The following is a 26745-nucleotide window of genomic DNA, read 5'->3' on the forward strand; positions in this document are numbered from 1 at the left end:
TATCATCGGCAGCGATCACCCTAGCGCGTTTATATGAACCAATAAATAAATGCTGGGTAAACCTGTCTATGAATTTGTTACCAATTGCGGCAAAGGGATCAGCATCACCAGCTTCAGGCTGGGGTTTTCCGCCGGGTGGAAGGTCAGCTGGCGATAGCGCAGCGGCCCCTGCTGAGGGTGCTCGAACGCCCGCTCGCCGCCCTCGCGCGCCAGCACGTCGTGCTGTTTCCACCAGCGATTGAAGGCCTCGCTGTTGTGGGTCATATTGCGCACCAGGGCGCGCATCTCCTCGGTATTCTGATGATGGCTGGTTTCGGCGCGGAACTCGGCCACGATCCGCCGCGCGCGATCTTCCCAGTCGCGGACCAGGGTTTTCGCCAGCGGGTGAAAGAACATGAAGTGCAACAGGTTGGGCGTGTTGGCCTGGCCCAGCCAGCCGCTGAACAAGGCTTCCGCCTGCGGGTTCCAGGCGACGATATTCCAGGTCGGGTCCAGCAGGTAACAGGGCACCGTCATCTGGTGCACGCTTTGCAGCACCGCGCTGTCGGCCGTCTCCTGATGTTGTTCCTGCTCCGGGTCGGCCACCCGCGCCAGGGTGAACAGGTAGTGCCGCTCAGCGTGCCCGAGACGCAGCGCCTTGGCGATGCGCGCCAGGGTGAAGGGAGAGATGGACACCTCGCGGCCCTGTTCTATCCAGGTATACCAGGTGGCGCTGATGCCGCTGATTTGCGCCAGTTCTTCGCGGCGCAGGCCGCTGGTGCGGCGACGCGGGGCGCTGGGCAGCCCCAGCATCTCCGGCGTGATGCGTTCGCGGTGCGCGCGCAGGAACGCGCCGAGGGCTTTTGGCCCGGATAAGGCTTCGGATTGCATAGCGTGGTACCTGTAGATACTAGGATAACTGCTTATATTGTACCCGTATATTACCCTGATTATAGTAGCTGAATGCCAGCCGGCACAGGCGCAAGCCCGACAATAACAGGAGCAAACATGAGCATCAGCCACAGCCATAAAAATGCGGTAGACCGTCAGTTTGGCGAACAAGCCAACGCTTATTTAACCAGCGCGGTACATGCGCAGGGGCAGGATCTGCAGCGCCTGGCGCGCCTGCTGGAGCCGCATGCCGAAGCCCGGCTGCTCGATCTGGGCTGCGGCGCCGGGCACGCCAGCTTCACGGCGGCGGCCAGGGTCGCGCAGGTGATGGCCTACGATTTGTCGGCGCAGATGCTGGCGGTGGTCGGCCAGGCGGCGGCGGACAAAGGCCTGGCCAATATTCAGCTGCAGCAGGGCGTGGCGGAGGCGTTGCCGTTCGAAGACGCCAGCTTCGAGGTGGTGATCAGCCGTTATTCCGCTCACCACTGGCACGATGTGGGCCGGGCGCTGCGCGAAGTCAAACGGGTGCTGAAGCCGGGCGGCAAAGCGATCTTTATGGACGTGGTGTCGCCCGGGCATCCGCTGCTGGATATTTACCTGCAGACCGTCGAAGTGCTGCGCGATACCTCGCACGTACGCAATTACGCCCCCGGCGAATGGCTGGCGCTGCTGACCGAGGCCGGGCTGGTGGTGCGGGAGGTGACTTCCGATCGGCTGTATCTGGAGTTCAGCAGTTGGGTGGCGCGCATGCGCACCCCGGAGCATTTCGTTACGGCGATCCGCGCGCTGCAGCAGGCGGCGTCCGACGAAGTAGCCGGGCATTTCGCCATCCAGCCGGACGGATCTTTTACCAGCGACATCATGATGTTTGAAGCGGTGAAGGGCTAAAAAACAGCAGGGCAGCCGATAAGGGCTGCCCTGCTAAAGGTGATCGAATACCCCTGAATTACTTTTTGTCTTCCAGCAGGCAGCGATAAATCAGGCCGCCGATAACGCCGCCGACCAACGGCACCAGCCAGAACACCCACAGCTGTTGCAATGCCCAGGTGCCCTGGAAGATCGCCACGCCGGTGCTGCGCGCCGGGTTAACTGAAGTATTGGTAACCGGAATACTGATCAGGTGAATCAGCGTCAGCGTCAGGCCGATGGCCAATGGCGCGAATCCCGCCGGCGCGCGCTTATCGGTAACGCCGTGAATAACGATCAGGAAGAATGCGGTCAGCACCAATTCAATAACGATTGCGGATTGCAGCGAATATCCGCCCGGCGAATGTTCGCCGTAACCATTGGAAGCAAAGCCGCCGCCGGTGACATCAAATCCTGCTTTACCGCTGGCGATCAAATACAGCACCGCGGCGGCGGCAATACCGCCAATCACCTGCGCAATAACGTAAGGAATAACGTCTTTAGCCGCGAAACGGCCGCCGGCGAATAACCCCACGGTAATTGCCGGGTTAAAGTGCCCGCCAGAAATATGGCCAACGGCATAGGCCATGGTAACCACGGTAAGGCCGAAAGCGAGCGCTACACCGAGAAAACCAATACCCAGTTGTGGAAATGCCGCGGCTAATACAGCGCTGCCGCAACCACCGAACACCAACCAAAATGTACCAAAAAATTCAGCAAAAAGTCGCTTTGACATAGATTCCATCCCACGGAAAATACTAACGGGCGTTAGCACTAAAAACTATAGAACCCTTTTTCAATTAATGCAGGTTTCTATAGAATTTTCTTAATGCACCTTGAATAACGGTCGGTATTAAATCCTCAACGATTTATTTTGTCTATGCGAAAACCACTGATTTTCGCTTTGCTGGCGCGCGATTGCCGCTTTTTTTGTCTTTCATATAAGAATTTACCCTAAGCCAGAGAAGGCGATGTATTGGTGCCGATCGTCGCGGCTATTCACAATAATTTTCCATTCGTTTTCCCCATTCAATTTATTGCGGTTAATTGCTCATTCCGATTTGCCAGCGCGGATAATGCTGCTCACGCCGCCGGCGGGGGCGCCGCTGTCATCAAAATGTCATGCTAGATTAATACCTTGGCAAGTTACTTATTTCTCCTTCACCGCTTAAGCAGGAACCATGAAAATAAAATTGTCCTCGCTGCTCATCGCCGCGCTGTTTCCCGTGTTTTCCCATGCCGCAGACATCGCGGTGGCGCGCTACGTCGTCAGCTTTCCCGGCGGCGAGCGCGTCAGTTATCAGGGTGAGTTCGCCAAAAATTTCCCGCAGGGATTGCCGGTGGGGATCGGCTCCGGCCTGGTGTTCAACGGCAGGCAGGGGGGAGATTTGCTGCTGACGACGTTAACCGATCGCGGCCCCAACGCCGATGCGCCGAAGGTGGGTGAGCGGGAAGCGAAAATTTTCGCCAACCCGCAGTTTGTCCCGTTGCTGATGGATATCCGCATCGGCGGCGGCAAAGCCACCGCAGGCAACCCGCGCCCGCTGCATGATGAGCGGGGGCCGATCGGCGGGCTGCCGTTGCCGGCGGAGCTGATCGGCAGCACCAATGAAGTGGCGCTGAGCGATGCGTTGCAAAGGTTGCCGAGCGACCGCCGCGGCCTGGATACCGAGGGGATTGTCGGCGACGGCCAGGGCGGTTACTGGCTGTGCGATGAATATGGCCCCTTCCTGATCCATATCGACGGCAAGGGCAAGATCCTCGCCAAATATGGCCCGACGGCGCAGCCGGGCGAGCAGGCGGTGGCCGGCGGCCTGCCGAACATCATCAAATGGCGCCAGCCGAACCGCGGCTTTGAAGGGCTAACCCGCCTGCCGGACGGCCGCATTCTGGCGGCGGTGCAGAGCACGCTGGACGTCGACGGCAAAAGCAAGAACAAGGCGCAGTTCACCCGGCTGGTCAGTTTCGATCCGGCCAGCGGCAAGACCGCCATGTACGGTTACCCGATCGATGTCGACAGCTACAAGAAAGCCAAGGACGCCAAGATTGGCGACATCGTCGCGCTGGATAATCAGCGTATTTTATTGATCGAGCAGGGCACGAATAAAGACCGGCAGATGATCAACAAGATCTACCTGGTCGATCTCGCTCAGGCCAGCGACCTGAGCAAATTCGACGGCCAGGGCAAGGCGCTGGAGTTCGATGATGCGAAAGATCTGGCCAGGCGCGGCGTGAAGCTGGCGCAAAAACGGCAAGTGGCCGATCTGCGCAAACTGGGCTGGCGCCAGGAGAAGGTGGAAGGGCTGGCGTTAATCGACGATCGCACGCTGGCGGTGATCAACGACAATGATTTCGGCCTGCAGGCCAGGCTGATTGATCCGCAGCCGCAGGGCAAGAAAATCGGTGATTACCAGTTGGGCGAGCAGGGCCAGCTGCGGCTGGAGGGCGAAAAGGTGCCGAGCCGCATCGAACTGCGGCCGCTGGAGCAGCCGGAATCGCTGAGCGAACTCTGGGTGCTGACGCTGCCCCAGGCGCTGAAGTAACCTGATGGCGGGGGCAATGCCCCCGTCAAGCTCAGGCACCGCCCCCGGCGCGCGGCGTTCTGCCGCGCGAAACGCTCTCCCACACCGCGACCCCCACCATGATCAAGGTGGTGAGGCCGTTGACCATCAGCAGATCGGTGAGATAGGCGGCCGGTGCCAGCAGCGCCAGCGCGATCAACCCTACCAGGTGCGACAGCGGGAAGCGGCGGTACACCAGCCGTTTATACAACGCATTGGCCAGCAGATAGATGGCCGGGCCGAGGATCAGCACCGCCGCCGTGGCGTTTTGCACCCTGCCGTCTGGATGGGCGATCACCAGTTCGTTGGCCACCGCGCAGACGATAATCGCCCCGACCAGGGCCACGTGCACATAGTGGAAATAGGCGCCCAGCTGGCCGGGGTTTTCCGCCTGGCTGATGGCGTGGCTGCCGGCCTTGCTGCTGGTGTCGAAATACACCCACCACATCGCCAGGCTGCCGATAAAGGCCACCAGCGACGCGATCAGCGTCGGCGCGCTCCAGGCGTCCATTTCGCTCAGGGTGGAGCCGGTGATCAGAATGGTTTCCCCCAGCGCGACGATCACGAACAGCTGGCAGCGTTCCGCCAGATGGTGACCCTCGATGGTCCATTCGCTGCCGCTGTCGGAGCGGCCCAGCACCGGCAGGCGGAAGCCGAACATCGGTGAAACGTATTCGCACAGTACGGCGATCGCCCACAGCAGCAGGCGGGCATGGCCTTCCGCCAGCCCGCCGCCGATCCAGAATACCGCGGCGATGCACAGCCAGCCGAGAATGCGCCGAAAGTTTTGCTTCAGCGGATGGCCGTGTTCCAGCAGCGCCAGCACCACCGCCGAGCGCCCGACCTGGATCGCCACGTAAAACAGGGCGAAAATCAGCCCGCGCTCGCCAAACGCCTGCGGCAGCGCCGAGGCGGCGAACAGCCCCAGCAGCATGATGGCGAACAGCAACAGGCGGATCTGGCGGGTATCCGGATTAAACCAGTTGGTGACCCAGGCGGTATATTGCCAGGCCAGCCAGACGGCGAACCACAACAGCAGCGTCTCCAGCGCGCCGGTGGGCGTCAGGTGATGCAGCAAATAGTGGGAAAGCTGGGTAACGGCAAAAACGTAGATCAGGTCGAAGAGCAGTTCCGAGAACGAAACCGAGGCGCCACGACCATCGCGCACACGCAGTAAGGCTTGCGACATAAGCGTTCTTCCTGAAGTGATAAGTCACAGAAACAGCGTAGCTCAGCGGCGCGCGGCGGGTAAAAAATCTTAAAATCGCGTCAGGTTCGCGCTTTGCGCCAAACCGTCTTTAATTCTTCATAAATTAGGGGTAAGGTTTCAATCATACGGCGCCCCCGGCATTAATTAAGACACACCCGCACGCACTTCCTCCTTATTTTCCTCACAATGATTGATGTTCTTTACGTTGCATGACGTCCGTTTTCATTAATTAGCTGATAATTAACATCACTGACCACGAGCTAATAAACAAAAACATCTGGAGTCAATCATGAAACTATTACCCAGCATCGCAGCAGTCCTGATTGCCGCCGCTTCGTTTTCCACCTTCGCCGCGCCGCTGTCGTCGGTAAAGCAGGTCAACAGCGAGCAGGCCAGCAATCTGCAAAGCATCGGCGTGGTGTCGATCTCCGGCGTCAGCGGTTCACCGGCTGACGCGATCCACGCGCTGAAAGAAAAAGCGGCGGCGGACGGCGCCAGCCATTACCGTATTATCGGTCTGGACACCCCCGGGGATTCCAGCAACTGGCGCGGCAATGCGGAAATTTATCGTTAATTCCCGCGTGGCGCTATATTGCTAACCGCATTAACGCGGTCAATAAAATAAACGGCTGTAATAATAATCTGACCATAAGCGATTATCGGCTTATTTTCGGGTGATTATTACGGCCGTTTTTCTTGCTGTCTGCCTGCGGACGGTTGCATTTTATTACAACTCTGTCGGTCGCTTTCGGAATCATGTTAATGAATACTTAAGAAATTAGGCTCAGATTGAGGGGTCTCAACCCCAGGAGGCCCTAATGTTAAATGCGACCCGGCTGCAACTGAAGAACCACTTTTCCTATCTCCAGCAGTTTATGGCTTCACCGCGCACCATTGGCACGTTGGCGCCTTCTTCGCCCTGGCTGTGCCAGGCGATGCTGAATCAGGTCGAGTGGACCCGGGCGCTGTCGATCGCAGAGCTGGGCGCGGCGGACGGCGTGCTCACCAAACGTATTTTGGGGCGCATGCGGGCCGATGCCGCGCTGGAGGCGTTTGAGATCCAGCCCAACTTCGTGCATCGGCTGCGCAATATCGACGATCGCCGGCTGCAGGTGATGGCGCGCTCGGCGGAGGAAATGGAGGCCGATTACGACGTGGTGTTCTCCTGCCTGCCGCTGCTGTCGATCCCGATCAGGATCAGCATACGCATTCTGCAGCAGGCGCGGCGGCGCTTGCTGGCGCGCAGCGGCACGCTGGTGCTGTTCCAGTACAGCCATCTGTCGGAAAAGCTGCTGTCGCGCTACTTCCACTGGAAACGCGTGCGGGTGGTGCGCAACTTTCCGCCGGCGTTGGTGTATATCTGCACCCCGCGCTAGCTACAGTATTTTCTCCATCACCACCACTTCGCCGTCATCTTGTCGCCTGCGCTCGATAGGCCGCCAGCCCCAGGCGGCATACAGCGCCTCGGATTTGTCGGTGATCAGGTGCAGCAGGGGGTGATGGCGCCGGCGCGCCTGCCGCACGATTTCCGCTTCCAGCTGCTGGGCGATGCCCCGCCGGCGATGATGCGGATGCACAAACACCCCGGCCAGCCAGGGGGACAGGTCCATGCGCTGACGATCGTCGCTTGGCCACAGGCTGGCCATGCCCAGCGGGCGTTCGCCGTCGACGGCCATCAGCGTCAGGTGGTCTTCGCTTGCCTGGGCGCACAGCAGGAAGCGCTGCCGGGTGCGGTCCAGCGAACCGCCGCGTTGCGACCCCCATTCGCCAAAGGCCCAGGCGGCGCAAACGTCGGCAAACTGCGGGCACTCGGTCAGCGGGATAATACGTAGGCTCATGCACACCTCCTGTTTTTAACGCTCGGGTCTATTTAAGCGGTTTTCACACCGGTTTTTTAACTTTTTAAAGCCGCAATAGCAGCGGTTTTGCATGCATCTGCGCTGAAACTGCGTGATTCAACAGATTTCATCGCGCAGGCATGGGTTGCGATTGAAAGTGCCAATGAGAGTGATTATCATGCGCAGACTGTTTTTTACGTCTTGGCTCAATCATGCGCAATCCCCTCATTTTCCTGCTGCTTTCCCTGCTGTTTGGCCTTTTCCCCGCCTTGGCGAAAACGGTCACCGACATTACCGGCCGGCAGGTGGCGGTGCCGGACAACCCGCAGCGCATCGTGGTGGGGGAAAGCCGCATGCTGTACACGCTGGCTTTGCTGGAGCCGGGCAATCCGGCGCAGCGCATCGTCGGCTGGCCGGCGGATCTGGCGCGCTACGACGCGCAAAGCTGGCAGCTGTATACGCAAAAGTTTCCGCAGATCGCCGCCATCCCTGTCATCAGCGGCAATAACTTCCGCCAGGTCAATATCGAGAGCCTGCTGCAGCTGAAGCCGGATCTGGTGATCCTGGCGCGCTATGCGCGGGAAGATGGCGACCAGGATCTGCTGCTGCAGGCGCTCAGCAAGGCTGGCATTGCGGCTATCTACGTCGATTTGCGCATCGATCTGTTGCACAACACCGTGCCCAGCGTGCGGCTGCTGGGCGAGGTGCTCAACCGTCAGCAGCGCGCAGAACGGTTCATCCGTTTCTATCAGCAGCACATGGCGGTGATCCAACAACGGCTGGCGGGCTATCAGGGGCCGAAGCCCAAGGTGATGCTGCATCTGCATCTGGGGCGGCGCGCCACCTGCTGCACCACCGCCGCGCACGGCAACCTCGGCGATCTGCTGGCCTTCGCCGGCGGCGATAACATCGCCGCCGCCAGCATCAAAGGGGTGTACGGCGAGCTGAACCCGGAAACCATCCTGACCGCCAACCCCGATATCTATATCGCCACCGGCATGGCCGGGCCGCAGGGCAAGCGGGTCTCCGACCTGCGTTTGGGGCCGCTGGTCACCCAGCGGGACGCCGACGCCAGCTTCCGCCAGCTGATGGCCAAACAGCCGCTGCTCGGCAGCCTGCGGGCGGTGCAAAACCGCCAGGCCTGGAGCATCTGGCACAACTTTTATCTCAGCCCGTACCACGTGGTGGCGGTTGAGATGTTCGCCAAAACTTTTTATCCGGATCTGTTTGCCGACCTCAACCCGCAGCAGACCTTCAACCAGTTGTACCAACAGTTTTTGCCGTTACCTTTTTCAGGGACCTATTGGAGTCAGTTAGATAATGAATAACAACAAGCGTCGCTGGCTGAGCGCACTGCCGCTGGCGGCCTGTGCGGTTGCGCCGGCGATCGCGGCGGAGAAAGGGGAAACCCTGGAGGTGGTCGGCCAGCAAGACGCCGACGGCGTACAAAGCTATCAGCCGCTGACCAGCGTTACCGGCACCCGCAGCGAAACCTACCTGCTGAACGTGCCGCAGGCCATCGACGTGGTGCCGCCGCAGGTGATTGCCGATCAGGCGGTCAACAGTCTGGATGAGGCGCTGTACAACGTCAGCGGCATCACCCAGGCCAATACGCTGGGCGGCACCCAGGACGCCGTGATGAAGCGCGGTTTCGGCGATAACCGCGACGGCTCGATCCTGCGCGACGGCGTGCGTTCGGTGCAGGCGCGCAACTTTACCCCGACCACCGAACGGGTTGAGGTGCTGAAGGGGCCGGCTTCGATGCTCTACGGCATGGGCGAGCCGGGCGGGATGATCAACATGATCACCAAGAAGCCGCAGCTGCAGCAGCATACCCATGTGGAAGGCTGGGGCAGCAGTTTCAACGGCGGCGGCGGCCAGCTCGACGTGACCGGGCCGCTCGGCACCTCCGGCTTCGCCTACCGGATGATAGTCGATCACGACGAGACCGATTACTGGCGCAACTTCGGCCGCAACCGCCAGACGGTGATCGCGCCCTCGCTGATGTGGTACGGCGAAAGCACCACCGTGCGCCTCGCTTACGAACATATGGAATACCTGGTGCCGTTCGATCGCGGCACCATTATCGATTCGCGCACCGGCAAGCCGGTGAATACGCCGCGCGACCGCCGCTTCGACGAAGGCTATAACGCCACCCGCGGCGATCAGGACAGCGTCACCCTGCAGATTGATCGGGTGCTGAACGAAAGCTGGAAGAGCTCGCTGACCTATGCCTACAGCCGCAACAGCTACAGCGACAATCAGGCGCGCGCCACGGCGCTGAACCCGGAAACCGGCGTGCTGACGCGCCAGGCCGACGCGACCGCCAACGCCGTCAGCCACGCCAATGCGGTGCAGCTGACGCTCAACGGCGACCTCGACTGGGGCAGCGTCAATCACCAGATGCTGTTCGGCTTCGACTTCGAAGACAACCGCACTTACCGCGGCGATATGATCCGCGGCAAGAAAAACAGCGATTTCAACATCTACCACCCGGTCTATGGGCTGATGCCGGCGTCGACCAGCGTCAGCGCGGCCGACAGCGACCAGCGCGAAAATCTCACCAGCTACGGCTGGTTCATGCAGGACTCCATTCAACTGACCGACAAATGGCTGGTGATGGGCGGCCTGCGTTACGATACCTTCGACGTGTTCGCCGGCAAGGGGCGGCCGTTCGTCACCAATACCGACAGCTCGGACAGCAAGCTGGTGCCGCGCGCCGGCGTGGTGTACAAGCTGACGCCTTACGTCTCGCTGTACAGCAGCTATACCGAATCCTTTAAGCCGAACTCTTCCATCGCCACCCAGATCGGCTCGCTGCCGCCGGAACAGGGCAAGTCCTGGGAAGTGGGCGGCAAGGTAGCGCTGCCGAACGGCGTTACCGGCACCCTGGCGCTGTTCGACATCACCAAACGCAACGTGATGGTCAGCGAACTGGTGGATGGCGAAACCGTCACCCGCACCGCCGGCCGCGTGCGTTCGCAGGGCGTGGAGCTGGACGTGGCCGGCAACCTCACCGATTCGCTGAGCCTGATCGGCTCCTATGCCTATACCGACGCGCGGGTGGTGGACGATCCGGACAATAAAGGCAAGGAAATGACCAACGTGGCGCGCCATACCGCCTCGCTGTTCCTGACGCAGAATCTGGGATCGCCGGGCCTGTACAGCGGCGACGAGGTGCGCATCGGCGCCGGCGCGCGCTACGTGGGCCGCCGCCCGGGCGACGCCGCCAACAGCTTCTATCTGAGCAACTACACCGTCGCCGACGCCTTCGCCGCCTATACTATGCCGATCAACGGTTACCGGGTGAAATGGCAGCTGAACGTGAAAAACCTGTTCGACAAGACGTATTACCCTTCCAGCGGCGGCAATTTGCGCGTGGCGGTAGGGGAACCGCGCGAGGTGGTGCTGCGCGGCAGCATCGATTTCTAGTCCGCCGGCGGTGAAATCTGGTTAAATGGCCGGCCCCGACGTTAAGGAGAACCCATGAGCCTGCAGATTCGTTTGGCGCAGCGGCGCGATATCCCGCTGCTGATGGCGGTCGAACGCTCGGCGGCGCAGCTGTTCCGCCGGCTGCCTGAATGGCGGTTTATCGCCGATGGCGAGGTCATGAGCGCGCAACGGCACGCCGATTTTATCGAACGGCGGAGCGAGTGGCTGGCGGAAAGCCGGGAGGGGGCGATCGCCGGATTTATCGCCGTGCAGCCGCAGCAGGCCGACTGGCACATCGCCGAACTGTCGGTGGCCGATGACTGGCAGCGACGGGGCGTGGGGCGTCAGCTGATCGCCGCGGTGGCCGATGCGGCCAAGCGGCGGGGCGCCCACCGCCTGACGCTGACCACCTTCGCCGCGGTGCCGTGGAATGCGCCCTATTATCGGCGGCTGGGCTTCCTGCCGATCGAGGAGCCGCAGCTTTCGCCCGAACTGCGGCGGCACCTGGCCGCCGATGCGGCGCACGGATTCGCCGCCGACAGTCGCTGTGCCATGGAATTTACACTATCGTAAATATTGAAATACAGGCTGAGGGCGGTATGATGCAGCATCCACGCCATCGCACGCTCGGTTCGCCGGTATTTCGATATGCAATGCACTCAAGTCACCGTATAAGGGACAACCCGTAATGACACAAACCCTGTTCATGGTAGGCGCTCGCGGAGCCGGCAAGACCACGGTAGGCAGCGCGCTGGCGCTGGCGTTGGGCTATCAGTTCGTCGATACCGATCTGTTTATGCAGCAGGCGGCGCAAATGAGCGTGGCGGAAATGGTCGAGCGCGAAGGCTGGCTGGGATTCCGCCGCCGCGAGAGCATCGCTCTGCAGACCGTGACAAAACCGTCAACTATAATTGCCACCGGCGGCGGCGCGATCCTGGCGGAAGAAAACCGTCAGTTCATGCGCCGGCAGGGCACGGTCATTTATCTGCGCTCCCCGGCCAGCGTGCTGGCGCAGCGGCTGGAAGAGTACCCCGAGGATGCGCAGCGTCCGACGCTGACCGGCAGGCCGATCGCCGAAGAAATGCGCGAAGTGCTGGCGGCGCGTGAGGCGCTGTATCAGGAAACGGCGCATCATGTGATGGACGGCACCGGCAACCCGCAGCAGGTGGTGGCGCAGATCCTCGCGGTGCTGCAGCGCGAAACGGTAAAATAAACCCCGCCGCTTATTCCTTTGGGCGCCGCATGGGTGCCCAATCCCCGATCTGCTTTCCCGATGGCGCACAAAATGTTTGTCCATGGCGCTTGCCTTTATAAATGATGGGTGTCATATATAAATAAATGACAATCGTCATCTATTAACCGTCATCCACGTTATGAGGCACCGGCATGAAATACACCACCTTTGGCCGCAATACCGGCCTGCGCGTTTCCGAACTGGCTTTGGGCACCGGCAATTTCGGCACCGGTTGGGGCTACGGCTCGGAAAAACACGAGGCCAAACAGGTTTTCGACCGCTATGCGGAAGCCGGCGGCAACTTTATCGACACCGCCGACGGCTATCAGTTTGGCCAGTCGGAGCAGATGGTGGGGGAGTTTATCGCCGCCGAGCGCGACAGTTTCGTGGTCGCCACCAAATACACGCTGGACGCTTCGCCGGCCGGCGGCATCGGGCTGACCGGCAACAGCCGCAAGACGATGATCGCTGCGGTCGAGGCCAGCCTGAAACGCCTGAATACCGATCGCATCGATCTGCTGTGGGCGCATTTCTCGGATAACCTGACGCCGATGGAGGAGATCGTGCGCGCCTTCGACGATCTGATCCGCGCCGGCAAGATCCAGTATGCGGGGTTGTCCAATTTCCCCGCCTGGCGCATCGCCCGGGCGGATACGCTGGCGGAACTGCGCGGCTGGTCGCGCATCGCCGGCATTCAGGTGGAGTACAGCCTGGTGGAACGCAGCGCGGAGCGGGAGCTGTTGCCGATGGCCGAAGCGCTGGGCATGGCCGCGGCGCTGTGGTCGCCGTTGGGCGGCGGCCTGCTGACCGGCAAGTATCGGCACAGCGACGCCGGCCGCCTGACCGGATTGGCGGGCCGGCTGGTGCATACCGAGCGCGATACCGGGCTGCTGGATGAGGTGCTGGCGATCGCGCAGGAGCTGCAGGCGCAGCCGGTGCAGGTGGCGATAGCCTGGCTGCGCCATCGGGCGGCGAAGGCCGCCACCAGCCTGATCCCGATCCTCGGCTCACGCACCCGGGAACAGTTGGACGACACGCTGGCGGCGCTGGCGCTGACCCTCAGCGAATCGCAGGCGGCGCGGCTGGATCAGATCAGCGCCATCGAGCTCGGCACGCCGCACCGGCAAATTGCCGAAACGCTGGCGCGGGCGCAGGGCGGCGACAGCAGCCGCTTCATCCCTTTGCTCGCGCCGCGCGCCTGACCTTTTTGATGAAGGGCATCATCTATTGAGCGGCATAGGAGGATGGCCTAAGATGGTGCCTGATTGATAAGGAGAACAGCATGGCCCGGGTGTCAAAACAGCAGATGGAGCGCAATCGCGAGGCGATTGAGCAGGTTTCCTCGCAACTGTTTCGCGAGCGCGGTTTGAACGGCGTCAGCGTCAACGATCTGATGGCGGCGGTGGGGCTGACCCACGGCGGTTTCTACGGCCATTTCGCCTCCAAGGACCAACTGGCGGCGGTAGCCAGCCGCCGGGCGGCCGAAGAGTCCAGCCGGCGCTGGGAAAACCTGCCGGGCGAACGCAGCCTGCAGGCGCTGGTCGACGGTTATCTGGATGTCAAACACCGCGACTGCCCGGCGGAGGGCTGCATGGTCGCCGCATTGGCCGGCGATGTGGCGCGCGAGGGGGAGGACAAACCGGTGCGTCAGGCCTACCTCAGCGGGGTGCAAGCGATGCTGGCGCGGCTGCAATCGTTGTCGCCCGGGCAGGAGCGGCAGCAGGCGCTGGCGCAGATGGCGATGCTGGTGGGCGCCTTGACCCTGGCGCGCGCCACCCGCGGCGACGCGCTGTCTGAACAGTTTCTCGATGCGGCGCGTCAGGCGCTGACGTCGCCGGATCCAGAGCAGAAATAGCTGCCCGGCGTGGTGCCGAAACGCTGGCGAAAGGCGGCGATAAAGGCGCTGACGTTGTCATAGCCGCATGCGCTGGCGACCCGGTTGACGGGTTCGCCGCGCGACAGCGGCTCCAGCGATCGCAGCACCCGCGCCTGCTGGCGCCAGCGCGCAAAGCTGACGCCGGTTTCGCGCATAAAACGGCGGCTCAGGGTGCGCGGGCTCAGCCCGGCCCAGCCGGCCCACGCGTTTTGGCTGCGTTCGCTGGCCGGATCGTTCAACAGCGCCCGGGCGATGTTCAGCAGCCGGGCGTCCTGCGGCAGCGGCAGCTGCAGCGGCGGGCTGTCTTCCCTGTGCATCTCATCCAGCAACACCTGCAGCATCCGCTGCTGCGGGGCGCCCGCCGGGCCCTCGGCAAATTGCGCGATGCGTTCGACCAGCGCCTGCATCAGCGGGGTGGCGGTGAGCAGCCGCGGCTGCGGCGGTAGCCCAGGCGCGCTATTCGCCGGCAGATACAGGCTCCAGCCCGCCACTCTGCCGCAGGCCAGCGCCTGATGCGCGCAGTGCGGCGGCAGCCAGCCGAGGTTGCCGGCGGTGATCGCCCACTGCCGGCCGGGCAGCTCCAGCGCCAGCATGCCGCGCGTCAGCAGGTAGATCTGCCCGTCGGCATGGCGATGCCACGGGGTCAGGTGCTTTTTTTCATGCTGCAGCCGTTGGCTGCGTATCGCCGTCATCTTTGGCCGTTTAGCGTTATTGAAAGTCTGAATGCGGTTATTATGCCAGCAAGGTTGCGCGATAGGATCATCATTCATCCCATTTCGGAGAAAAAGCATGAACCCGCCAACCCCATTACATCGGGTGCTCGACGCCCTGCAGCAGATCGTCGCCCACCCGCAGCACCAGCCGGCGCTGATCGCCGAATTTTTCAGCGCGGATTATCGCCAGCGGGTAGACGGCCATACGCTGGACTACGCGCAGTTCGTTCGGCATATGGCGCTGCTGAAGCAGCAAACGCGCAGCATGGCGCTGGAGGTTATCGCGGCGGCGGCGCAGGGCGACGCGGTGCTGACTCACCATCGGGTGCGGGTGGAAAAACGCGACGGCACTCGCAGCCTGGTGCGGGTGCTGGCGCATTTCACCGTGCGTGACGGCCGCATCCGCGCCTGCGACGAGCTGACCGAGCTGCTGGAGGGCGCGCACGGCGATCGCGATCTCGGTTCACGCGTGTCGGACTGAGACCGGCTGCTATACTTGCTACTGTGTGGATCACAGGGGAGAACAGCATGCGCGAAAATGACCAACCCGGCTACCCAAGAAGCGCCCGCGTGGTGGCGGTTTTTCGGGGAGACCCCAGTCTGCAAATGCGCCGTTTCGAAGTGCGCACCGACGACATTGAGCCGAATACGCTGCTCAGTGAACATGAAACCGAGCAGGAAGCGCTCGACGCCAAGCACCGTTATGAGGATCCGGCGTTGGAGGATTAACCTGCCGCAATCGAAACCGGCGTCGTGCCGGTTTCCCATCGAGGCTTCACGCCGCTGAGGCCCGCCGTGCCTTACTCTGCGCCGCGATCGCATTTCGCGTCAAAAACCAGTGACAGATCAACCGTAATCCCCCAATATGGTTTTTCCATCAAGATGATTACGCGGGTGCCAGTCTATGCTGAAAGTAAATGAATATTTTGCCGGAAAAGTGAAGTCTATCGGTTTTGACAGTAGCAGCATCGGTCTTACCAGCGTGGGGGTAATGGAAGAGGGCGAATACACCTTCAGCACCGCACAGCCGGAAGAAATGACGGTGATCACCGGGGCGCTGAAAGTGCTGCTGCCGGGGTCGCCGGACTGGCAGGTGTTTACGCAGGGTGAGAAGTTCTTCGTGCCGGGGCACAGCGAATTCAACCTGCAGGTGGCCGACGCGACCGCCTATCTGTGCCGTTACCTGAGCAAATAAGGTCTTTGTTCGGCGGGAACGCAGGGCTCGGCAGACGCTGAGCCCTGATTGTTTCTGGGGGCGGTTAACGCTGGGCTTCGCCGCCGAGCGCTTCGACGGTGTTTTTGATCAACGCCGCCAGCTCGCTGGTCATCAGGATAAAGTCGGCGTCGAAACGCTGGGCGAAGTCGTCGCGATCGATATCGTCGTTCTGCTCACGCAGCGTGTCGGCGAATTTCAGGCGCTTCAGCGAGCCGTCGTCCGACAGCATCAGCTGAATGCGTTCCTGCCAGTCCACCGCCAGCTTGGTCACCAGCTTGCCGGCTTCGATGTGCACCGCGATTTCATCGCTGATCAGGTTTTGCTTCTTGCAGCGGATCACGCCGCCTTCTTCCAGAATCGCCTTCAGCTCCGCTTCGTCCTGAATGGCGAAACCGGCCGGCATTTCGCCGGAGCGCACCCATTCGGTCAGCGTCAGCTCGATCGGGCTTTCCATGGTCAGGGGCACCACCGGCAACGAGCCCAGGCTCTTGCGCAGCAAAGCCAGGGTATCTTCGGCGCGCTTGGCGCTGGCGGCGTCGACCATGATCAGATCGTTGACGGTGTCGATCCACATAAAGGTCTGGTTGAAGCGGCTGAAGGCGCGCGGCAACAGGCTGTGCAGCACTTCGTCCTTCAACGCGTCCTTCTCGGTTTTCTTCAGTTTGCGGTGCTGCTCGCCTTCCAGGCGTTCGATCTTGGCCTGCAGCTCCTGCTTGATCACCGGCGACGGCAGGATTTTTTCTTCCTTGCGCGCGCAGATGACGATCTGGCCGTTGACCGAATGCGTCAATGCATCGCTGTGCGAACCCATCGGGGAGACCCAGCCGGTTTTCGCCATGTCCTGGCTGCCGCACGGGGTGAAGGCAAACGCGCTGAGCTGTTTTTCCATTTCATCCGCATTTAGCGCCACTTCGCGGCTCAAACGGTAAACCATCAAATTCTTAAACCACAGCATAATGTTATCCCTGGCTGGGCGTGCGTTTGGCACGCTGATTCGTCAAAAGCAGGGCGGCATGATAACGAATTGACGACGAAAAATCGCCTCATTCCCGCCTAATTGCGTTTCGCCGGCGCGCCCGTTGCAGCGCCAGCACCAACTGCCGCTGGCTGAACGGCTTGCGCAGCAGCTCGATGTCCGGCAGATCGCCGGCGCCATGCCGGCGCATGTCCTGGCCGCTGATCAGCAGCGCGGTCAGCTGCGGATTGAGCGCGCGCGCCTGGGCGATCACCTGGGCGCCGTTCAGCTCGCCGGGCAGCATCAAATCGCTGATCAACAGCCCGATGTCCGGCGTCTGGCTCAACAGCGCCAGCGCTTCCCGGCCGTCCGCGCAGTCCAGCGTCAGGTAGCCCAACTGATGCAGCTGTTCGCACAGCGTATGCCGCACGTCGTTTTCGTCTTCCAGCACCAGCACCAGATGATCGGCGCTGTCGCCGTCTTCTGCCGAGGGGGGAGGAGGCGCCGTCGCCGTTTGCGCGGGCGCGCGCGGCAGCTGCAGCCGCACCAGCGTGCCTTCGCCCGCCGCGGTTTCAATCTGCACCCGCCCGCCGGACTGGCGCACGAAGCCGTACACCATCGACAGCCCGAGCCCGCTGCCGCGGCCGACCGCCTTGGTGGTGAAGAACGGCTCGAACGCCTGCGCCTTGACCTCTTCCGACATGCCGCTGCCGCTGTCGATCACCTCCAGCGCCACCATGTCCTGCTTTTTGCCGTCGCTGCGCACCACCCGCTGGTTATAGATGCGGATCTTCACCTCGCCGCTGCGGCCCGCCATCGCATCGCGGGCGTTGACCACCAGGTTGATCAGCGCATTTTCCAGCTGATTGGCGTCGATCCACGCCGGCCAGCCGGGTTGCTGCGCTTCGATGGTCAGCGTCAGCGTCGCCGGCAGCGAATGGCTCAGCAGCTCCTGCAGGTTTTCCACCAGGCTGCGCAGCGCGATGGCCTGCGGATGCAGCGCCTGTTTGCGGGAGAACGCCAGCAGCCGCTGGGTGAGCTGCGCGCCGCGCTCGGCGGCCTTCAGCGCCCGGGCGATGCGCTGCTCGGTCTGTGCGTCCTGCGTCTGGCGGGTGGTCAGCTCGAGGCTGCCGATAATCACCGCCAGCAGGTTGTTGAAGTCATGCGCCAGGCCGCCGGTCAGTTGGCCGACCGCTTTCATTTTCTGGCTGTGCAGCAACGCCTCTTCCAGCGCCTTGCGCTCGGTGCGTTCAAGCACCACGTTGACCACCCCGCGGTTGGGCACCGGGCTGAAACGCAGCTCGACGGTGCGGCCGTCGCTTAGGCGCAGCTCCTGCGGCTGCGGCAGCTCGCTGGTCAGGTTGGCCAGCACCGCTTCCCAGCGCTGGCCCGGCGGCGGCGTCACGTGCTGCAGCAGCTCGCGGTAGTGCTGGCCGCGGTGCAGCTGGTGCTCATGCAGCCCCAGCAGCAGCGGGTACTGCGGGTTCCACACCACCAGCTGGCCGGCGTTGTCGAACAGCGCAAAGCCGTCGCGCATCGCCAGAAAGGTGGTTTCCAGCTGGGTGCTTTTTTCTTTCAGCAGGCGGGAGGTTTGCTCCAGCGAAGCGGTGTTGCGCGCAAACACGTTAAACGCCCGCGCCAGTTCCCCCAGCTCGTCGCGGCGTTGCAACGCCGGTACGCCGACGTCGCGTTCGCCGCGCGCCAGCCGGGTCATGGCGTTGGCGATCGCCGTCAGGTTGGAGCCGAGGTTACGGTAGATGTACAGCCCGGCAAAACCGGTGATCACCAGCGCCAGCAGGGCGAACAGGGCGATAAAAATGCTGATGGAGTTCAGCTCGCGGTGCGTCTGGTGGGTGCGCAGGTCCGATTCGCCGGCCACCTTCCGCACATAGAGGTTTATGTCGTCGTTGAGCATCGCGACCAGCGCCTTGATGTGGTAGGTGTAATAGGCCAGCGCCAGGTCGCTCTGTTCCAGCTCCAGGGTTTCAGGCAGCAGGCGCCGCTCGCTGGCGCGGAACTGCTGCATTTTTTCATTCATCAGCGCATCGGGGCTGTGCGGCGGCCAGTAGGCCATCACCGCGTCCAACTGCTGCGCGGCGGCCTTGGGCGTCGGGGTCTGGATGGCGATCGACAACAGCCGGTCTATCTGGCTGAGCAACGGCTGCGGCGGCGAGCCGAGCTGATTCAGCCCGGCGATATGGCGCAGCGTGCTTTGGGTCTGGTACAGCCCGCTGAGCAGGATATTGCGCTGCAGGTGGCGCGCGTGGCCGAGATCCAGCATGCGGGTGACGCTGGTTTCCAGCGCGTTGCTGCGGCTGATGATGCGCTGGACCAGCTCCGGCTCGCTGCGCGCCAGCGGGGCGTCCGCCAGCCGGGTGAGCGAGGCCTGCAGCGCCAATTGGGTCTGTTTCAGCCGGGCGGATTCGCTTTGGTATTCCAGCGCGCCGACCACCTGCGACAGCCGAATGGCGGCGGTCGCCACGTTCGAGGTGTCGCGGCTCAGCGCCATGCTGCCGTTCATTTCCTTCAGCGTTTGCGCCTGCACCTGCTCCTGCAGTTTGCCCGCATGGTTAAAACCGACGATCGCCACGCCGCTGACCATCAGCGTTACCGCCACCACCAGCAGGTTGAACATCAGCAGGCGCCCGCGCGCACCGGCTAGGAAAGGCAGTCTGCGCATGGTATTCCCCCGTAACCGACTGTTCGCAGTATAAATCCGCGCTCCATTAACAATATGACAAAGATGAACGGATGCTGACATTTTGCATTTATCTGCCCGTGGTTAACTGCGCTTAATCCGAACCGCAACCCGAGGGATGACAATGAGCGCGACGCCGATCCTGGAAATGCACGGCATCTCCAAGCGTTTTGGTCAGTTCTATGCCCTGAAGGGCGTCGACCTGACGGTGTATCGCGGTGAGATCCACGCGCTGATGGGGGAAAACGGCGCGGGTAAAAGCACCTTAATGAAAATATTGGCCGGCGCCTATATCGCCAGCAGCGGGGAAATCTTTATCGATGGGCAGCCGTTCGCCATCAAAGGGCCAAAAGACGCCCTGGCGGCAGGCATCACGCTGATTTATCAGGAAATGAACCTGGCGCCTAATCTGACGGTGGCCGAGAACATCTTCCTGGGCAGCGAGATCCAGCGCGGCGGCCTGGTGCAGCGCCGGCAGATGCTGCTGGAGGCGCAACAGGTGATCGACCGGCTGGGCGCGCAGTTCAGCGCCGGCGACCGGGTGATGAAGCTGACCATCGCCGAACAGCAACAGGTGGAAATCGCCCGCGCGCTGCACCGCAACAGCCGCATTTTGGTCATGGACGAACCGACGGCGGCGCTGTCTTCGCGCGAGACGCAGCGGCTGTTCGCGCTGATCAAACGGCTGCGCGACGAGGGCATGGCGATCATTTACATCAGTCACCGGATGGCCGAAGTGTACGAGCTGTCGGATCGCGTCAGCGTGCTGCGCGACGGCCAGTACGTCGGCAGCCTGCTGCGCGACCGGCTTTCCGCCGGCGAACTGGTGCGCATGATGGTGGGGCGGCCGCTGAGCGACCTGTTCAACAAGGCGCGGGGCGTGGCGGTGGGCGAACCCCGGCTGACGCTGCAGGGCCTGACCGACGGCAAGAAGATCGGGCCGGTCAGCCTGCAGGTGCGCGCCGGCGAGATTGTCGGCCTGTCCGGGCTGGTGGGCGCCGGGCGCTCCGAGCTGGCGCAGCTGATCTTTGGCGTGCGCAGCGCCACCGGCGGCACGGTGGCGATCGACGGCAAACCGGTGCGCATCGGCTCGCCGCGCGACGCCATCGCCCTCGGCATCGGCTTCCTGACCGAGAACCGCAAGGAGCAGGGGCTGTTCCTCGATCTGGCGGCGCATGAAAATATCGTGATGGCGACGCTGGAGCGCGATGGCCGCTACGGCCTGCTCAACCGGCGCAAGGCGCAGGACATCTCGCGCGACGCGATTGGCCTGCTGAACATTCGCGTGCCGCACGCGCAGGTGCGGGCCGGCGGGCTTTCCGGCGGCAACCAGCAAAAATTGCTGATCTCGCGCTGGGTGGCGATCGGCCCGCGCATTCTGATCCTCGACGAGCCGACGCGCGGCGTCGACGTGGGCGCCAAGAGCGAGATCTACCGGATCATGAGCCAGATGGCGCAGCAGGGCGTGGCGATCCTGATGATCTCCAGCGAGCTGCCGGAGGTGGTCGGCATGAGCGATCGGGTCTACGTGATGCACGAAGGCGGCATCGTCGGTGAGCTGAGCGGCGCGGACATCAGCCAGGAAAACATCATGACGCTGGCCACCGGCGTCGAAGCCGGCCAGCCGCAGGCGATCCCCCATGAATAATTCCACCCCTACGCTCAAGGAGCCTGTCATGACTTCAAATCCGCTGCCGCCAGGCGCCAAAGCCCCGACGCTCAAACGAGCATTGTTGGGCGATATGATGCAAACCGTCGGCATTTTGCCGATATTGATCCTGATCGTCGCCGTTTTCGGCTTTGTCGCCCCCAACTTCTTTACCGACGCCAACCTGCTGAATATCGCCCGGCAGGCGTCGATCAATATCGTGCTGGCGGCGGGGATGACCTTTATCATTCTGACCGGCGGCATCGATCTGTCGGTGGGCTCGATGCTCGGCACCACCGCGGTGGTGGCGATGGCGGTTTCGCTGATGCCCGGCATGGCCGGGCTGTCGATTCCGCTGGCGCTGCTGGCCGGCCTGGGCATGGGGCTGTTCAACGGCATTCTGGTGGCTTACGCCGGGCTGCCGCCGTTCATCGTCACCCTGGGCACCTATACCGCGCTGCGCGGCGCCGCCTATCTGCTGGCGGACGGCACCACCATCATCAACTCCAACATCGGCTTTGAATGGATCGGCAACGCCTATCTGGGGCCGATCCCCTGGTTGGTGATCATCGCCTTTGCGGTGATCGCGCTGTGCTGGTTCATCCTGCGCCGCACCACGCTGGGCGTGCACATCTACGCGGTGGGCGGCAACATGCAGGCGGCGCGCCTGACCGGCATCAAGGTCGGCGCGGTGCTGCTGTTCGTTTACGGCATGAGCGGCCTGCTGTCCGGCCTCGGCGGGGTGATGAGCGCCTCGCGGCTGTACAGCGCCAACGGCAACCTCGGCATGGGTTATGAGCTGGACGCCATCGCCGCGGTGATCCTCGGCGGCACCAGCTTCGTCGGCGGCATCGGTACCATCACCGGCACGCTGGTGGGGGCGCTGATCATCGCGACGTTGAACAACGGCATGACGCTGATGGGCGTCTCTTACTTCTGGCAATTGGTGATCAAAGGGGCGGTGATCATCATAGCGGTGCTGATCGACAAATACCGTACCCGCAACTATCAACATTAGGCAGCAGAGCTTCAAACACCGGATAATAACGAGGAAAACACTATGCGTTTCAAGCCATTGATTACCGCCTTGCTGGTGACCGCCGCGCTCGGCGGCGCCTCGCTGGCGCAGGCGAAAGAGCTGAAGTCGATCGGGGTGACGGTGGGCGATTTGGCCAACCCGTTCTTTGTGCAGATCACCAAGGGCGCCGAAATGAAGGCGCGCGAGCTGGCGGGCGACAAGGTCAACGTCACGCTGGTGTCGAGCGGCTACGATCTCGGCCAGCAGGTGGCGCAGATTGATAACTTCATCGCCGCCAAGGTCGATATGATCATCCTCAACGCGGCGGACTCCAAGGGCATCGGCCCGGCGGTGAAACGCGCCAAAGACGCCGGCATCGTGGTGGTGGCGGTCGACGTGGCGGCCGAAGGCGCCGACGCCACCATCACGTCGGACAACACCCAGGCCGGGGCGATGGCCTGCAAATACATCAGCGATCGCCTGAAGGAGCAAGGCAACGTGGTGATCATCAACGGCCCGCCGGTCTCTGCGGTGCAAAACCGGGTGGAAGGCTGCATGACCGAGCTGAAAAAGCACCCGCAGATCAAGCTGCTGTCTTATAACCAGAACGCCAAGGGCAGCCGCGAGGGCGGCCTGGAGATCATGACCTCGCTGCTGGCGGCCAATCCGAAGATCGACGGCGTATTCGCCATCAACGATCCGACGGCGATCGGCGCCGATCTGGCGGCCAAGCAGGCGCAGCGCAGCGAGTTCTTTATCGTCGGCGTGGACGGTTCGCCGGACGGCGAAGAGGCGCTGAAGCGCGGAAATTCGCTGTTCGTGGCGACGCCGGCGCAGGATCCGCAGGTGATGGCGGCCAAGGCGGTCGAGATCGGTTACGACATTCTGCAGGGCAAGCCGGCGCCGACCGCCCCGGTATTGATCCCGGTGACGATGATCGACAAAAACAATATCGCCACCTACAAGGGCTGGACGGTGAAATAACCTCCTGCCGCTCGGGGCCTGCGCGCAGCGGGCCCGCTTTACCGCTTCCGGAGGTGCCATGAATCGTTCCGAAGTGAACCGGATCCTGCAGCAAACCCAGCACTTCTTCGCCCGTTTCGATGTCCATTTGCCGCCCTTTGCCCACTTCAGCCCGCCGGCATGGCGCCGGCTCGACAGACAGTCGTGGCAAGAGGTGTTCGACCTGAAGTTGGGCTGGGACGTCACCGCCTTTGGCGACGAGGATTTCGCCCGCTGCGGGCTGACGCTGTTTACCCTGCGCAACGGCTCGCCCGGCGGCCAGCCCTATGCCAAAGGCTATGCGGAGAAGGTGATGCACTGCCGCGAGGCGCAGGTGACGCCGATGCATTTTCACTGGCGCAAGCGGGAAGACATCATCAACCGCGGCGGCGGCAACCTGATCGTGGAGCTGCACAACGCCGATGGGCAGGAGCGGCTGGCCGAGGGGGCGGTGACCGTTACGCTGGACGGCTGCCGCCAGACCCATGCCGCGGGGTCGCGCCTGCGGCTGGCGCCGGGGGAAAGCATCTGCCTGACGCCGGGGATTTACCACAGTTTCTGGGGCGAGGAAGGCTTTGGCGACGTGCTGGTGGGCGAGGTGTCTTCGGTGAACGACGACGACCACGATAACCGCTTCCTGACGCCGCTTTCCCGCTATAGCCCGATTGAAGAGGACCAGCCGCCGCAGTGGCTGCTGTGCCATGAATATTTGCGCTTTATCGACTGAAGGACGACGAGAGGGCGCTGATTTCACCGGCGCATGCCGGAGCGGCCGGGCGCTATCAGGCGGCGGCCACCGGTTGGCTGACGTCGGCGGCGAACACGTAGCCCAATCCGCGAATGGTGCGGATCAGCTCAGGCTGGTGGGGATTGATCTCGATCTTGCGCCGCAGCCGCATGATCAGCACGTCGATGGTGCGATCGAACACCTCGAGCGTTTCGCTGTGGGTCAGTTCCAGCAGACGATCGCGCGTCAGCACCTTGCGGGCGTGCTGCACCAACGCCAGCAGCAGGCCATATTCGCCCTGGGTGAGATCGACGGTTTGCCGCTGCGGGTTCCGCAGGGTGCAGCGGGCGGTATCCAGGCACCAGCCGTTGAACTGCCAACCCTCGGCCTTGTGGCCGGCGGCCGGTTCCAGCGCCAGCGCGCCGGTGCGGCGCAGCACCGCCTTGGCGCGGGCGACCACCACGCGCGGGTTGAACGGCTTGGCGATGTAATCGTCGGCGCCCATTTCCAGGCCGACCACCATATCTGATTCGGCACCGAGGCCGGTCAGCATCACCACCGGCAGATCCGGCCGCTGGCGGTGGATCTGCTGCAGCACCAGCAGGCCGTTGGTGTCCGGCAGGATCAGATCGAGCAGCACCAACGCGATGTCCGGCTGCTGATCGAGCAAGGTTAAAGCGTCGCTGCCCCGGTGGCAGGCGTGAACGGTAAAGACGTGCTCATTGAGCACGTCGCGGAGCACGTCACAAATGGCGGGATCGTCATCGACGATCAATACGGCAGGTTTCATCGCTGCTCTCCGGATTTTATTATGAAGAATGTTATCGGATGGTTAAAAACAGTGTACCCGATGGCTAATTAATAAGCGGTAGCCGGGCGGGGATCTGATGCGGAAATTGCCATCGCCGTCACACTCGACGGTAATTGAGTGATCCCGAAAGCCGGTTACATTAGGCTGTGGCAACGCTGTGGTGCATTGAGGAGAAAAAACGTGCGCATTGGTATCGATTTGGGCGGCACTAAAATTGAAGTGATCGCGCTGGCGAACGACGGGCGGGAGCTGTTCCGCCATCGTATCGCCACGCCGCGCCACGACTATCGGCAAACGCTGGAGGCTATCGTGAGCCTGGTGAGGCTGGCGGAGGACAGTACCGGCCAGCAGGGCTCGGTCGGCGTCGGCATTCCCGGCACGCTGTCGCCGTTTACCGGGCTGGTGAAAAACGCCAACTCGGTGTGGCTCAACGGCCAGCCGCTGGATAAGGACCTGTCGGCGATGCTGGCGCGGGAGGTGCGCATCGCCAACGACGCCAACTGCCTGGCGGTATCGGAGGCCACCGACGGCGCCGGCGCCGGCAAGAAAACCGTGTTTGCGGTGATTATCGGCACCGGCTGCGGTTCCGGAGTGGCGCTTAACGGCCAGGCGCATTCGGGCGGCAACGGCATCGCCGGCGAGTGGGGGCACAATCCGCTGCCCTGGATGGATGAAGACGAGCTGCGTTACCGCAGCGAAGTGCCGTGCTACTGCGGCAAACAGGGCTGCATCGAGACCTTTATTTCCGGCACCGGCTTCGCCACCGACTATGCGCGCCTGAGCGGCAATCCGCTGCCGGGCCATGAAATTATGGCGCTGGCCGGGCGCGGCGATGCCCTGGCGGAGCGGGCGATCGGCCGTTATGAAATGCGCCTGGCGAAATCGCTGGCTCAGGTGATCAATATTCTCGATCCCGACGTGGTGGTGCTCGGCGGCGGCATGAGCAATGTGGATCGCCTGTATCAAAACGTCCCGCAGCGGGTGAAGTCCTGGGTGTTCGGCGGTGAATGCGAGACGCCGATCCGCAAGGCGGTCCACGGCGATTCCAGCGGCGTGCGCGGCGCGGCCTGGCTGTGGCCGCAGCTGTAATTCCGGCTTAAGGCGCGGGCCCGCTCGCGCTTCTTGTTCGCGCCAACAGGCACGCAGCCAAATCCACTCAGCGCGCGTCGGCGGGCATCGCCGAAGATTATTTCACCTCGCTTTCGCTGCGCACCCGTTCGATATGGATGGTCAGGAACATCGTCTCTTCGCTGGTCAGCCGGTGCTGATAATTTTTTTCGACGTGCCGGTTAATTTTTCCGGCGCAGGCGAATGACTCGCGGTATTTTTCCTTCACTACCTGATAGAGCGAATCGTCGTCGCTGTCGACGTAGTTTTTCCCCAGCAGCCGTTGGGCGAAGAATTTCAGATGGGTGACAAAGCGGTGGTAGCTCAACGCCTCTTCGTTGTAATCGAAACGGAAATGGTATTTGACGATGTTGAGGATCTCTTGCATCACGCGGGTGATGTGCAGGGTGTTGTGCATTTCGTCGTTGAGCTGGGCGTTGACCAGGTGCAGCGCGATAAAGCCGGCTTCGTCTTCCGGCAGGGCCGTTTCCAGCCGCTGGGCAATCAGCGCCAGGGCCTCCCGCCCGACGGCGAATTCGGCCGGATAGAGCTTTTTAATCTCCCACAGCAGCGCGTTCCTGATATCCAGCCCCTGCGCATGGCGCTGCAGCGCGAAGTGGATATGGTCGGTCAGCGTGATGTAGACGATGTTGTGCAGCTTGCCCGGCAGGCGCTGGCGGGCGAGGGTGATGATCTGGTCGGCGGTGGCCACGCAGGCCAGCGGGATCTCCGCCAGCAGCTCCTTGTAGCGTTCGGCCATCTCGCCGCCATTGAGGGAAAACACCTTTTCGATCAGGCTTTCGTCCAGCGCGTCGCCGGCCTTCTTTTTAAAGCCGATGCCTCGCCCCATCACCACCGTCTCTTCCTGACGGTCGTTCAGCGTAATCACCACGTTATTATTGAGTATTTTAGCGATTTTCATG

General features: G+C 62.3%; 27 protein-coding genes. 18 read left to right on the forward strand and 9 right to left on the reverse strand.

Annotated elements, in window-relative coordinates; genetic code table 11:
* Positions 1-66: 66 nt before the first annotated feature.
* Positions 67-870 (reverse strand): helix-turn-helix transcriptional regulator, encoded by an 804-nt coding sequence (locus tag CKW09_RS05210; protein ID WP_061796184.1) that lies wholly within the window; start codon positions 868-870, stop codon positions 67-69.
* A 117-nt stretch (positions 871-987) separates the two neighbouring features.
* Between CKW09_RS05210 and CKW09_RS05215 the strand changes: the two genes are divergently transcribed.
* Positions 988-1758 carry a class I SAM-dependent methyltransferase gene (locus CKW09_RS05215; protein ID WP_061796186.1) on the forward strand — a complete coding sequence of 257 codons (771 nt, stop codon included), beginning with the start codon at positions 988-990 and terminating at the stop codon, positions 1756-1758.
* A 58-nt stretch (positions 1759-1816) separates the two neighbouring features.
* On the opposite strand, the gene aqpZ is transcribed toward CKW09_RS05215, so the two are convergent.
* The gene (gene aqpZ, locus CKW09_RS05220; protein WP_061796187.1) at positions 1817-2512 is read right to left on the reverse strand and encodes an aquaporin Z; all 696 of its coding nucleotides are present in this window, start codon (positions 2510-2512) and stop codon (positions 1817-1819) included.
* A gap of 445 nt (positions 2513-2957) precedes the next feature.
* Between aqpZ and CKW09_RS05225 the strand changes: the two genes are divergently transcribed.
* Entirely contained in the window at positions 2958-4319 is a 1362-nt protein-coding gene (locus CKW09_RS05225) for an esterase-like activity of phytase family protein (RefSeq protein WP_095095976.1), read from the forward strand.
* A 31-nt stretch (positions 4320-4350) separates the two neighbouring features.
* Here the strand turns inward: CKW09_RS05225 and CKW09_RS05230 are convergent, their stop codons facing one another.
* A complete protein-coding gene (locus tag CKW09_RS05230) occupies positions 4351-5526 on the reverse strand; it encodes a low temperature requirement protein A (protein WP_095095979.1) in 1176 nt (391 codons plus the stop codon).
* A gap of 310 nt (positions 5527-5836) precedes the next feature.
* Between CKW09_RS05230 and CKW09_RS05235 the strand changes: the two genes are divergently transcribed.
* On the forward strand, positions 5837-6121 hold the full coding sequence (locus CKW09_RS05235) for a YdgH/BhsA/McbA-like domain containing protein (protein WP_061796191.1): 285 nt from the start codon (positions 5837-5839) through the stop codon (positions 6119-6121).
* A gap of 244 nt (positions 6122-6365) precedes the next feature.
* Entirely contained in the window at positions 6366-6923 is a 558-nt protein-coding gene (locus CKW09_RS05240) for a class I SAM-dependent methyltransferase (protein WP_061796192.1), read from the forward strand.
* Here the strand turns inward: CKW09_RS05240 and CKW09_RS05245 are convergent, their stop codons facing one another.
* Positions 6924-7385 (reverse strand): GNAT family N-acetyltransferase, encoded by a 462-nt coding sequence (locus CKW09_RS05245; RefSeq protein WP_095095982.1) that lies wholly within the window; start codon positions 7383-7385, stop codon positions 6924-6926.
* A gap of 212 nt (positions 7386-7597) precedes the next feature.
* Here CKW09_RS05245 and CKW09_RS05250 point away from each other — a divergent pair, with 212 nt between their 5' ends.
* The 6 genes from CKW09_RS05250 (at position 7598) to CKW09_RS05275 (ending at position 13906) form a co-directional block, all read left to right on the forward strand.
* A complete protein-coding gene (locus tag CKW09_RS05250) occupies positions 7598-8713 on the forward strand; it encodes an ABC transporter substrate-binding protein (RefSeq protein ID WP_095095985.1) in 1116 nt (371 codons plus the stop codon).
* On the forward strand, positions 8706-10817 hold the full coding sequence (locus tag CKW09_RS05255; RefSeq protein ID WP_095095987.1) for a TonB-dependent siderophore receptor: 2112 nt from the start codon (positions 8706-8708) through the stop codon (positions 10815-10817). The genes CKW09_RS05250 and CKW09_RS05255 overlap by 8 nt, the downstream gene beginning before the upstream one ends.
* A gap of 54 nt (positions 10818-10871) precedes the next feature.
* The gene (locus tag CKW09_RS05260; protein ID WP_095095990.1) at positions 10872-11390 is read left to right on the forward strand and encodes a GNAT family N-acetyltransferase; all 519 of its coding nucleotides are present in this window, start codon (positions 10872-10874) and stop codon (positions 11388-11390) included.
* 115 nt (positions 11391-11505) lie between these two features.
* Positions 11506-12030: a shikimate kinase AroL gene (gene aroL / locus CKW09_RS05265; protein WP_061796200.1), complete on the forward strand. Its 525-nt coding sequence runs from the start codon at positions 11506-11508 to the stop codon at positions 12028-12030.
* Positions 12031-12203: 173 nt separating this feature from the next.
* Positions 12204-13253, forward strand: coding sequence for an aldo/keto reductase (locus CKW09_RS05270; RefSeq protein WP_095095992.1), 1050 nt, complete (start codon positions 12204-12206; stop codon positions 13251-13253).
* 80 nt (positions 13254-13333) lie between these two features.
* Positions 13334-13906: a TetR/AcrR family transcriptional regulator gene (locus CKW09_RS05275; protein WP_095095994.1), complete on the forward strand. Its 573-nt coding sequence runs from the start codon at positions 13334-13336 to the stop codon at positions 13904-13906.
* On the opposite strand, the gene CKW09_RS05280 is transcribed toward CKW09_RS05275, so the two are convergent.
* A complete protein-coding gene (locus CKW09_RS05280) occupies positions 13870-14619 on the reverse strand; it encodes a helix-turn-helix domain-containing protein (RefSeq protein WP_095100023.1) in 750 nt (249 codons plus the stop codon). The two genes, CKW09_RS05275 and CKW09_RS05280, sit on opposite strands and share 37 nt — an antisense overlap.
* Positions 14620-14716: 97 nt before the next feature.
* On the opposite strand from CKW09_RS05280, the gene CKW09_RS05285 reads away from it, so the two are divergent.
* From CKW09_RS05285 to ppnP, 3 genes are all read left to right on the forward strand, one after another.
* Complete coding sequence (locus CKW09_RS05285) at positions 14717-15121, forward strand: nuclear transport factor 2 family protein (protein WP_095095997.1); 405 nt, start codon at positions 14717-14719, stop codon at positions 15119-15121.
* A 47-nt stretch (positions 15122-15168) separates the two neighbouring features.
* Positions 15169-15369: a YaiA family protein gene (locus CKW09_RS05290; protein WP_061796205.1), complete on the forward strand. Its 201-nt coding sequence runs from the start codon at positions 15169-15171 to the stop codon at positions 15367-15369.
* Between the two features lie 175 nt (positions 15370-15544).
* Entirely contained in the window at positions 15545-15835 is a 291-nt protein-coding gene (ppnP, locus tag CKW09_RS05295; RefSeq protein WP_095096000.1) for a pyrimidine/purine nucleoside phosphorylase, read from the forward strand.
* Between the two features lie 64 nt (positions 15836-15899).
* On the opposite strand, the gene rdgC is transcribed toward ppnP, so the two are convergent.
* Together rdgC and CKW09_RS05305 are read right to left on the reverse strand one after the other, a co-directional pair.
* Positions 15900-16811 (reverse strand): recombination-associated protein RdgC, encoded by a 912-nt coding sequence (rdgC, locus tag CKW09_RS05300; protein ID WP_061796207.1) that lies wholly within the window; start codon positions 16809-16811, stop codon positions 15900-15902.
* 88 nt (positions 16812-16899) lie between these two features.
* Positions 16900-19491: an ATP-binding protein gene (locus tag CKW09_RS05305; protein WP_095096003.1), complete on the reverse strand. Its 2592-nt coding sequence runs from the start codon at positions 19489-19491 to the stop codon at positions 16900-16902.
* 142 nt (positions 19492-19633) lie between these two features.
* Between CKW09_RS05305 and CKW09_RS05310 the strand changes: the two genes are divergently transcribed.
* From CKW09_RS05310 to CKW09_RS05325, 4 genes are read left to right on the forward strand one after another with little or no spacing between them, the layout of a single operon-like run.
* Positions 19634-21157: a sugar ABC transporter ATP-binding protein gene (locus CKW09_RS05310; RefSeq protein WP_061796209.1), complete on the forward strand. Its 1524-nt coding sequence runs from the start codon at positions 19634-19636 to the stop codon at positions 21155-21157.
* 28 nt (positions 21158-21185) lie between these two features.
* Complete coding sequence (locus tag CKW09_RS05315; RefSeq protein ID WP_061796210.1) at positions 21186-22175, forward strand: ABC transporter permease subunit; 990 nt, start codon at positions 21186-21188, stop codon at positions 22173-22175.
* Between the two features lie 42 nt (positions 22176-22217).
* Positions 22218-23159 (forward strand): ABC transporter substrate-binding protein, encoded by a 942-nt coding sequence (locus CKW09_RS05320; RefSeq protein WP_061796212.1) that lies wholly within the window; start codon positions 22218-22220, stop codon positions 23157-23159.
* Positions 23160-23217: 58 nt separating this feature from the next.
* On the forward strand, positions 23218-23904 hold the full coding sequence (locus CKW09_RS05325; RefSeq protein WP_095096006.1) for a D-lyxose/D-mannose isomerase: 687 nt from the start codon (positions 23218-23220) through the stop codon (positions 23902-23904).
* A gap of 55 nt (positions 23905-23959) precedes the next feature.
* Here the strand turns inward: CKW09_RS05325 and CKW09_RS05330 are convergent, their stop codons facing one another.
* The gene (locus CKW09_RS05330) at positions 23960-24694 is read right to left on the reverse strand and encodes a response regulator (RefSeq protein ID WP_095096009.1); all 735 of its coding nucleotides are present in this window, start codon (positions 24692-24694) and stop codon (positions 23960-23962) included.
* Between the two features lie 201 nt (positions 24695-24895).
* Here CKW09_RS05330 and mak point away from each other — a divergent pair, with 201 nt between their 5' ends.
* Positions 24896-25804 carry a fructokinase gene (mak, locus tag CKW09_RS05335; RefSeq protein WP_061796215.1) on the forward strand — a complete coding sequence of 303 codons (909 nt, stop codon included), beginning with the start codon at positions 24896-24898 and terminating at the stop codon, positions 25802-25804.
* Positions 25805-25901: 97 nt separating this feature from the next.
* Here the strand turns inward: mak and licT are convergent, their stop codons facing one another.
* The gene (gene licT, locus CKW09_RS05340; RefSeq protein WP_061796217.1) at positions 25902-26744 is read right to left on the reverse strand and encodes a BglG family transcription antiterminator LicT; all 843 of its coding nucleotides are present in this window, start codon (positions 26742-26744) and stop codon (positions 25902-25904) included.
* Between the last annotated feature and the right edge of the window lies 1 nt (position 26745).

The sequence above is a fragment of the Serratia ficaria genome (assembly GCF_900187015.1).
GTDB classification, from domain to species: Bacteria; Pseudomonadota; Gammaproteobacteria; order Enterobacterales; family Enterobacteriaceae; genus Serratia; species Serratia ficaria.

Coding starts and splice junctions, on each gene's coding strand:
- CKW09_RS05225 (WP_095095976.1), top strand. CDS start 2,958: ATGAAAATAAAATTGTCCTCGCTGCTCATCGCCGCGCTGTTTCCCGTG.
- CKW09_RS05245 (WP_095095982.1), bottom strand. CDS start 7,385: ATGAGCCTACGTATTATCCCGCTGACCGAGTGCCCGCAGTTTGCCGAC.
- CKW09_RS05250 (WP_095095985.1), top strand. CDS start 7,598: ATGCGCAATCCCCTCATTTTCCTGCTGCTTTCCCTGCTGTTTGGCCTT.
- rdgC (WP_061796207.1), bottom strand. CDS start 16,811: ATGCTGTGGTTTAAGAATTTGATGGTTTACCGTTTGAGCCGCGAAGTG.
- CKW09_RS05230 (WP_095095979.1), bottom strand. CDS start 5,526: ATGTCGCAAGCCTTACTGCGTGTGCGCGATGGTCGTGGCGCCTCGGTT.
- CKW09_RS05255 (WP_095095987.1), top strand. CDS start 8,706: ATGAATAACAACAAGCGTCGCTGGCTGAGCGCACTGCCGCTGGCGGCC.
- aroL (WP_061796200.1), top strand. CDS start 11,506: ATGACACAAACCCTGTTCATGGTAGGCGCTCGCGGAGCCGGCAAGACC.
- CKW09_RS05330 (WP_095096009.1), bottom strand. CDS start 24,694: ATGAAACCTGCCGTATTGATCGTCGATGACGATCCCGCCATTTGTGAC.
- CKW09_RS05280 (WP_095100023.1), bottom strand. CDS start 14,619: ATGACGGCGATACGCAGCCAACGGCTGCAGCATGAAAAAAAGCACCTG.
- ppnP (WP_095096000.1), top strand. CDS start 15,545: ATGCTGAAAGTAAATGAATATTTTGCCGGAAAAGTGAAGTCTATCGGT.
- CKW09_RS05315 (WP_061796210.1), top strand. CDS start 21,186: ATGACTTCAAATCCGCTGCCGCCAGGCGCCAAAGCCCCGACGCTCAAA.
- licT (WP_061796217.1), bottom strand. CDS start 26,744: ATGAAAATCGCTAAAATACTCAATAATAACGTGGTGATTACGCTGAAC.
- CKW09_RS05235 (WP_061796191.1), top strand. CDS start 5,837: ATGAAACTATTACCCAGCATCGCAGCAGTCCTGATTGCCGCCGCTTCG.
- CKW09_RS05320 (WP_061796212.1), top strand. CDS start 22,218: ATGCGTTTCAAGCCATTGATTACCGCCTTGCTGGTGACCGCCGCGCTC.
- CKW09_RS05240 (WP_061796192.1), top strand. CDS start 6,366: ATGTTAAATGCGACCCGGCTGCAACTGAAGAACCACTTTTCCTATCTC.
- CKW09_RS05275 (WP_095095994.1), top strand. CDS start 13,334: ATGGCCCGGGTGTCAAAACAGCAGATGGAGCGCAATCGCGAGGCGATT.
- CKW09_RS05290 (WP_061796205.1), top strand. CDS start 15,169: ATGCGCGAAAATGACCAACCCGGCTACCCAAGAAGCGCCCGCGTGGTG.
- CKW09_RS05285 (WP_095095997.1), top strand. CDS start 14,717: ATGAACCCGCCAACCCCATTACATCGGGTGCTCGACGCCCTGCAGCAG.
- CKW09_RS05260 (WP_095095990.1), top strand. CDS start 10,872: ATGAGCCTGCAGATTCGTTTGGCGCAGCGGCGCGATATCCCGCTGCTG.
- CKW09_RS05270 (WP_095095992.1), top strand. CDS start 12,204: ATGAAATACACCACCTTTGGCCGCAATACCGGCCTGCGCGTTTCCGAA.
- CKW09_RS05310 (WP_061796209.1), top strand. CDS start 19,634: ATGAGCGCGACGCCGATCCTGGAAATGCACGGCATCTCCAAGCGTTTT.
- aqpZ (WP_061796187.1), bottom strand. CDS start 2,512: ATGTCAAAGCGACTTTTTGCTGAATTTTTTGGTACATTTTGGTTGGTG.
- CKW09_RS05305 (WP_095096003.1), bottom strand. CDS start 19,491: ATGCGCAGACTGCCTTTCCTAGCCGGTGCGCGCGGGCGCCTGCTGATG.
- CKW09_RS05215 (WP_061796186.1), top strand. CDS start 988: ATGAGCATCAGCCACAGCCATAAAAATGCGGTAGACCGTCAGTTTGGC.
- CKW09_RS05325 (WP_095096006.1), top strand. CDS start 23,218: ATGAATCGTTCCGAAGTGAACCGGATCCTGCAGCAAACCCAGCACTTC.
- CKW09_RS05210 (WP_061796184.1), bottom strand. CDS start 870: ATGCAATCCGAAGCCTTATCCGGGCCAAAAGCCCTCGGCGCGTTCCTG.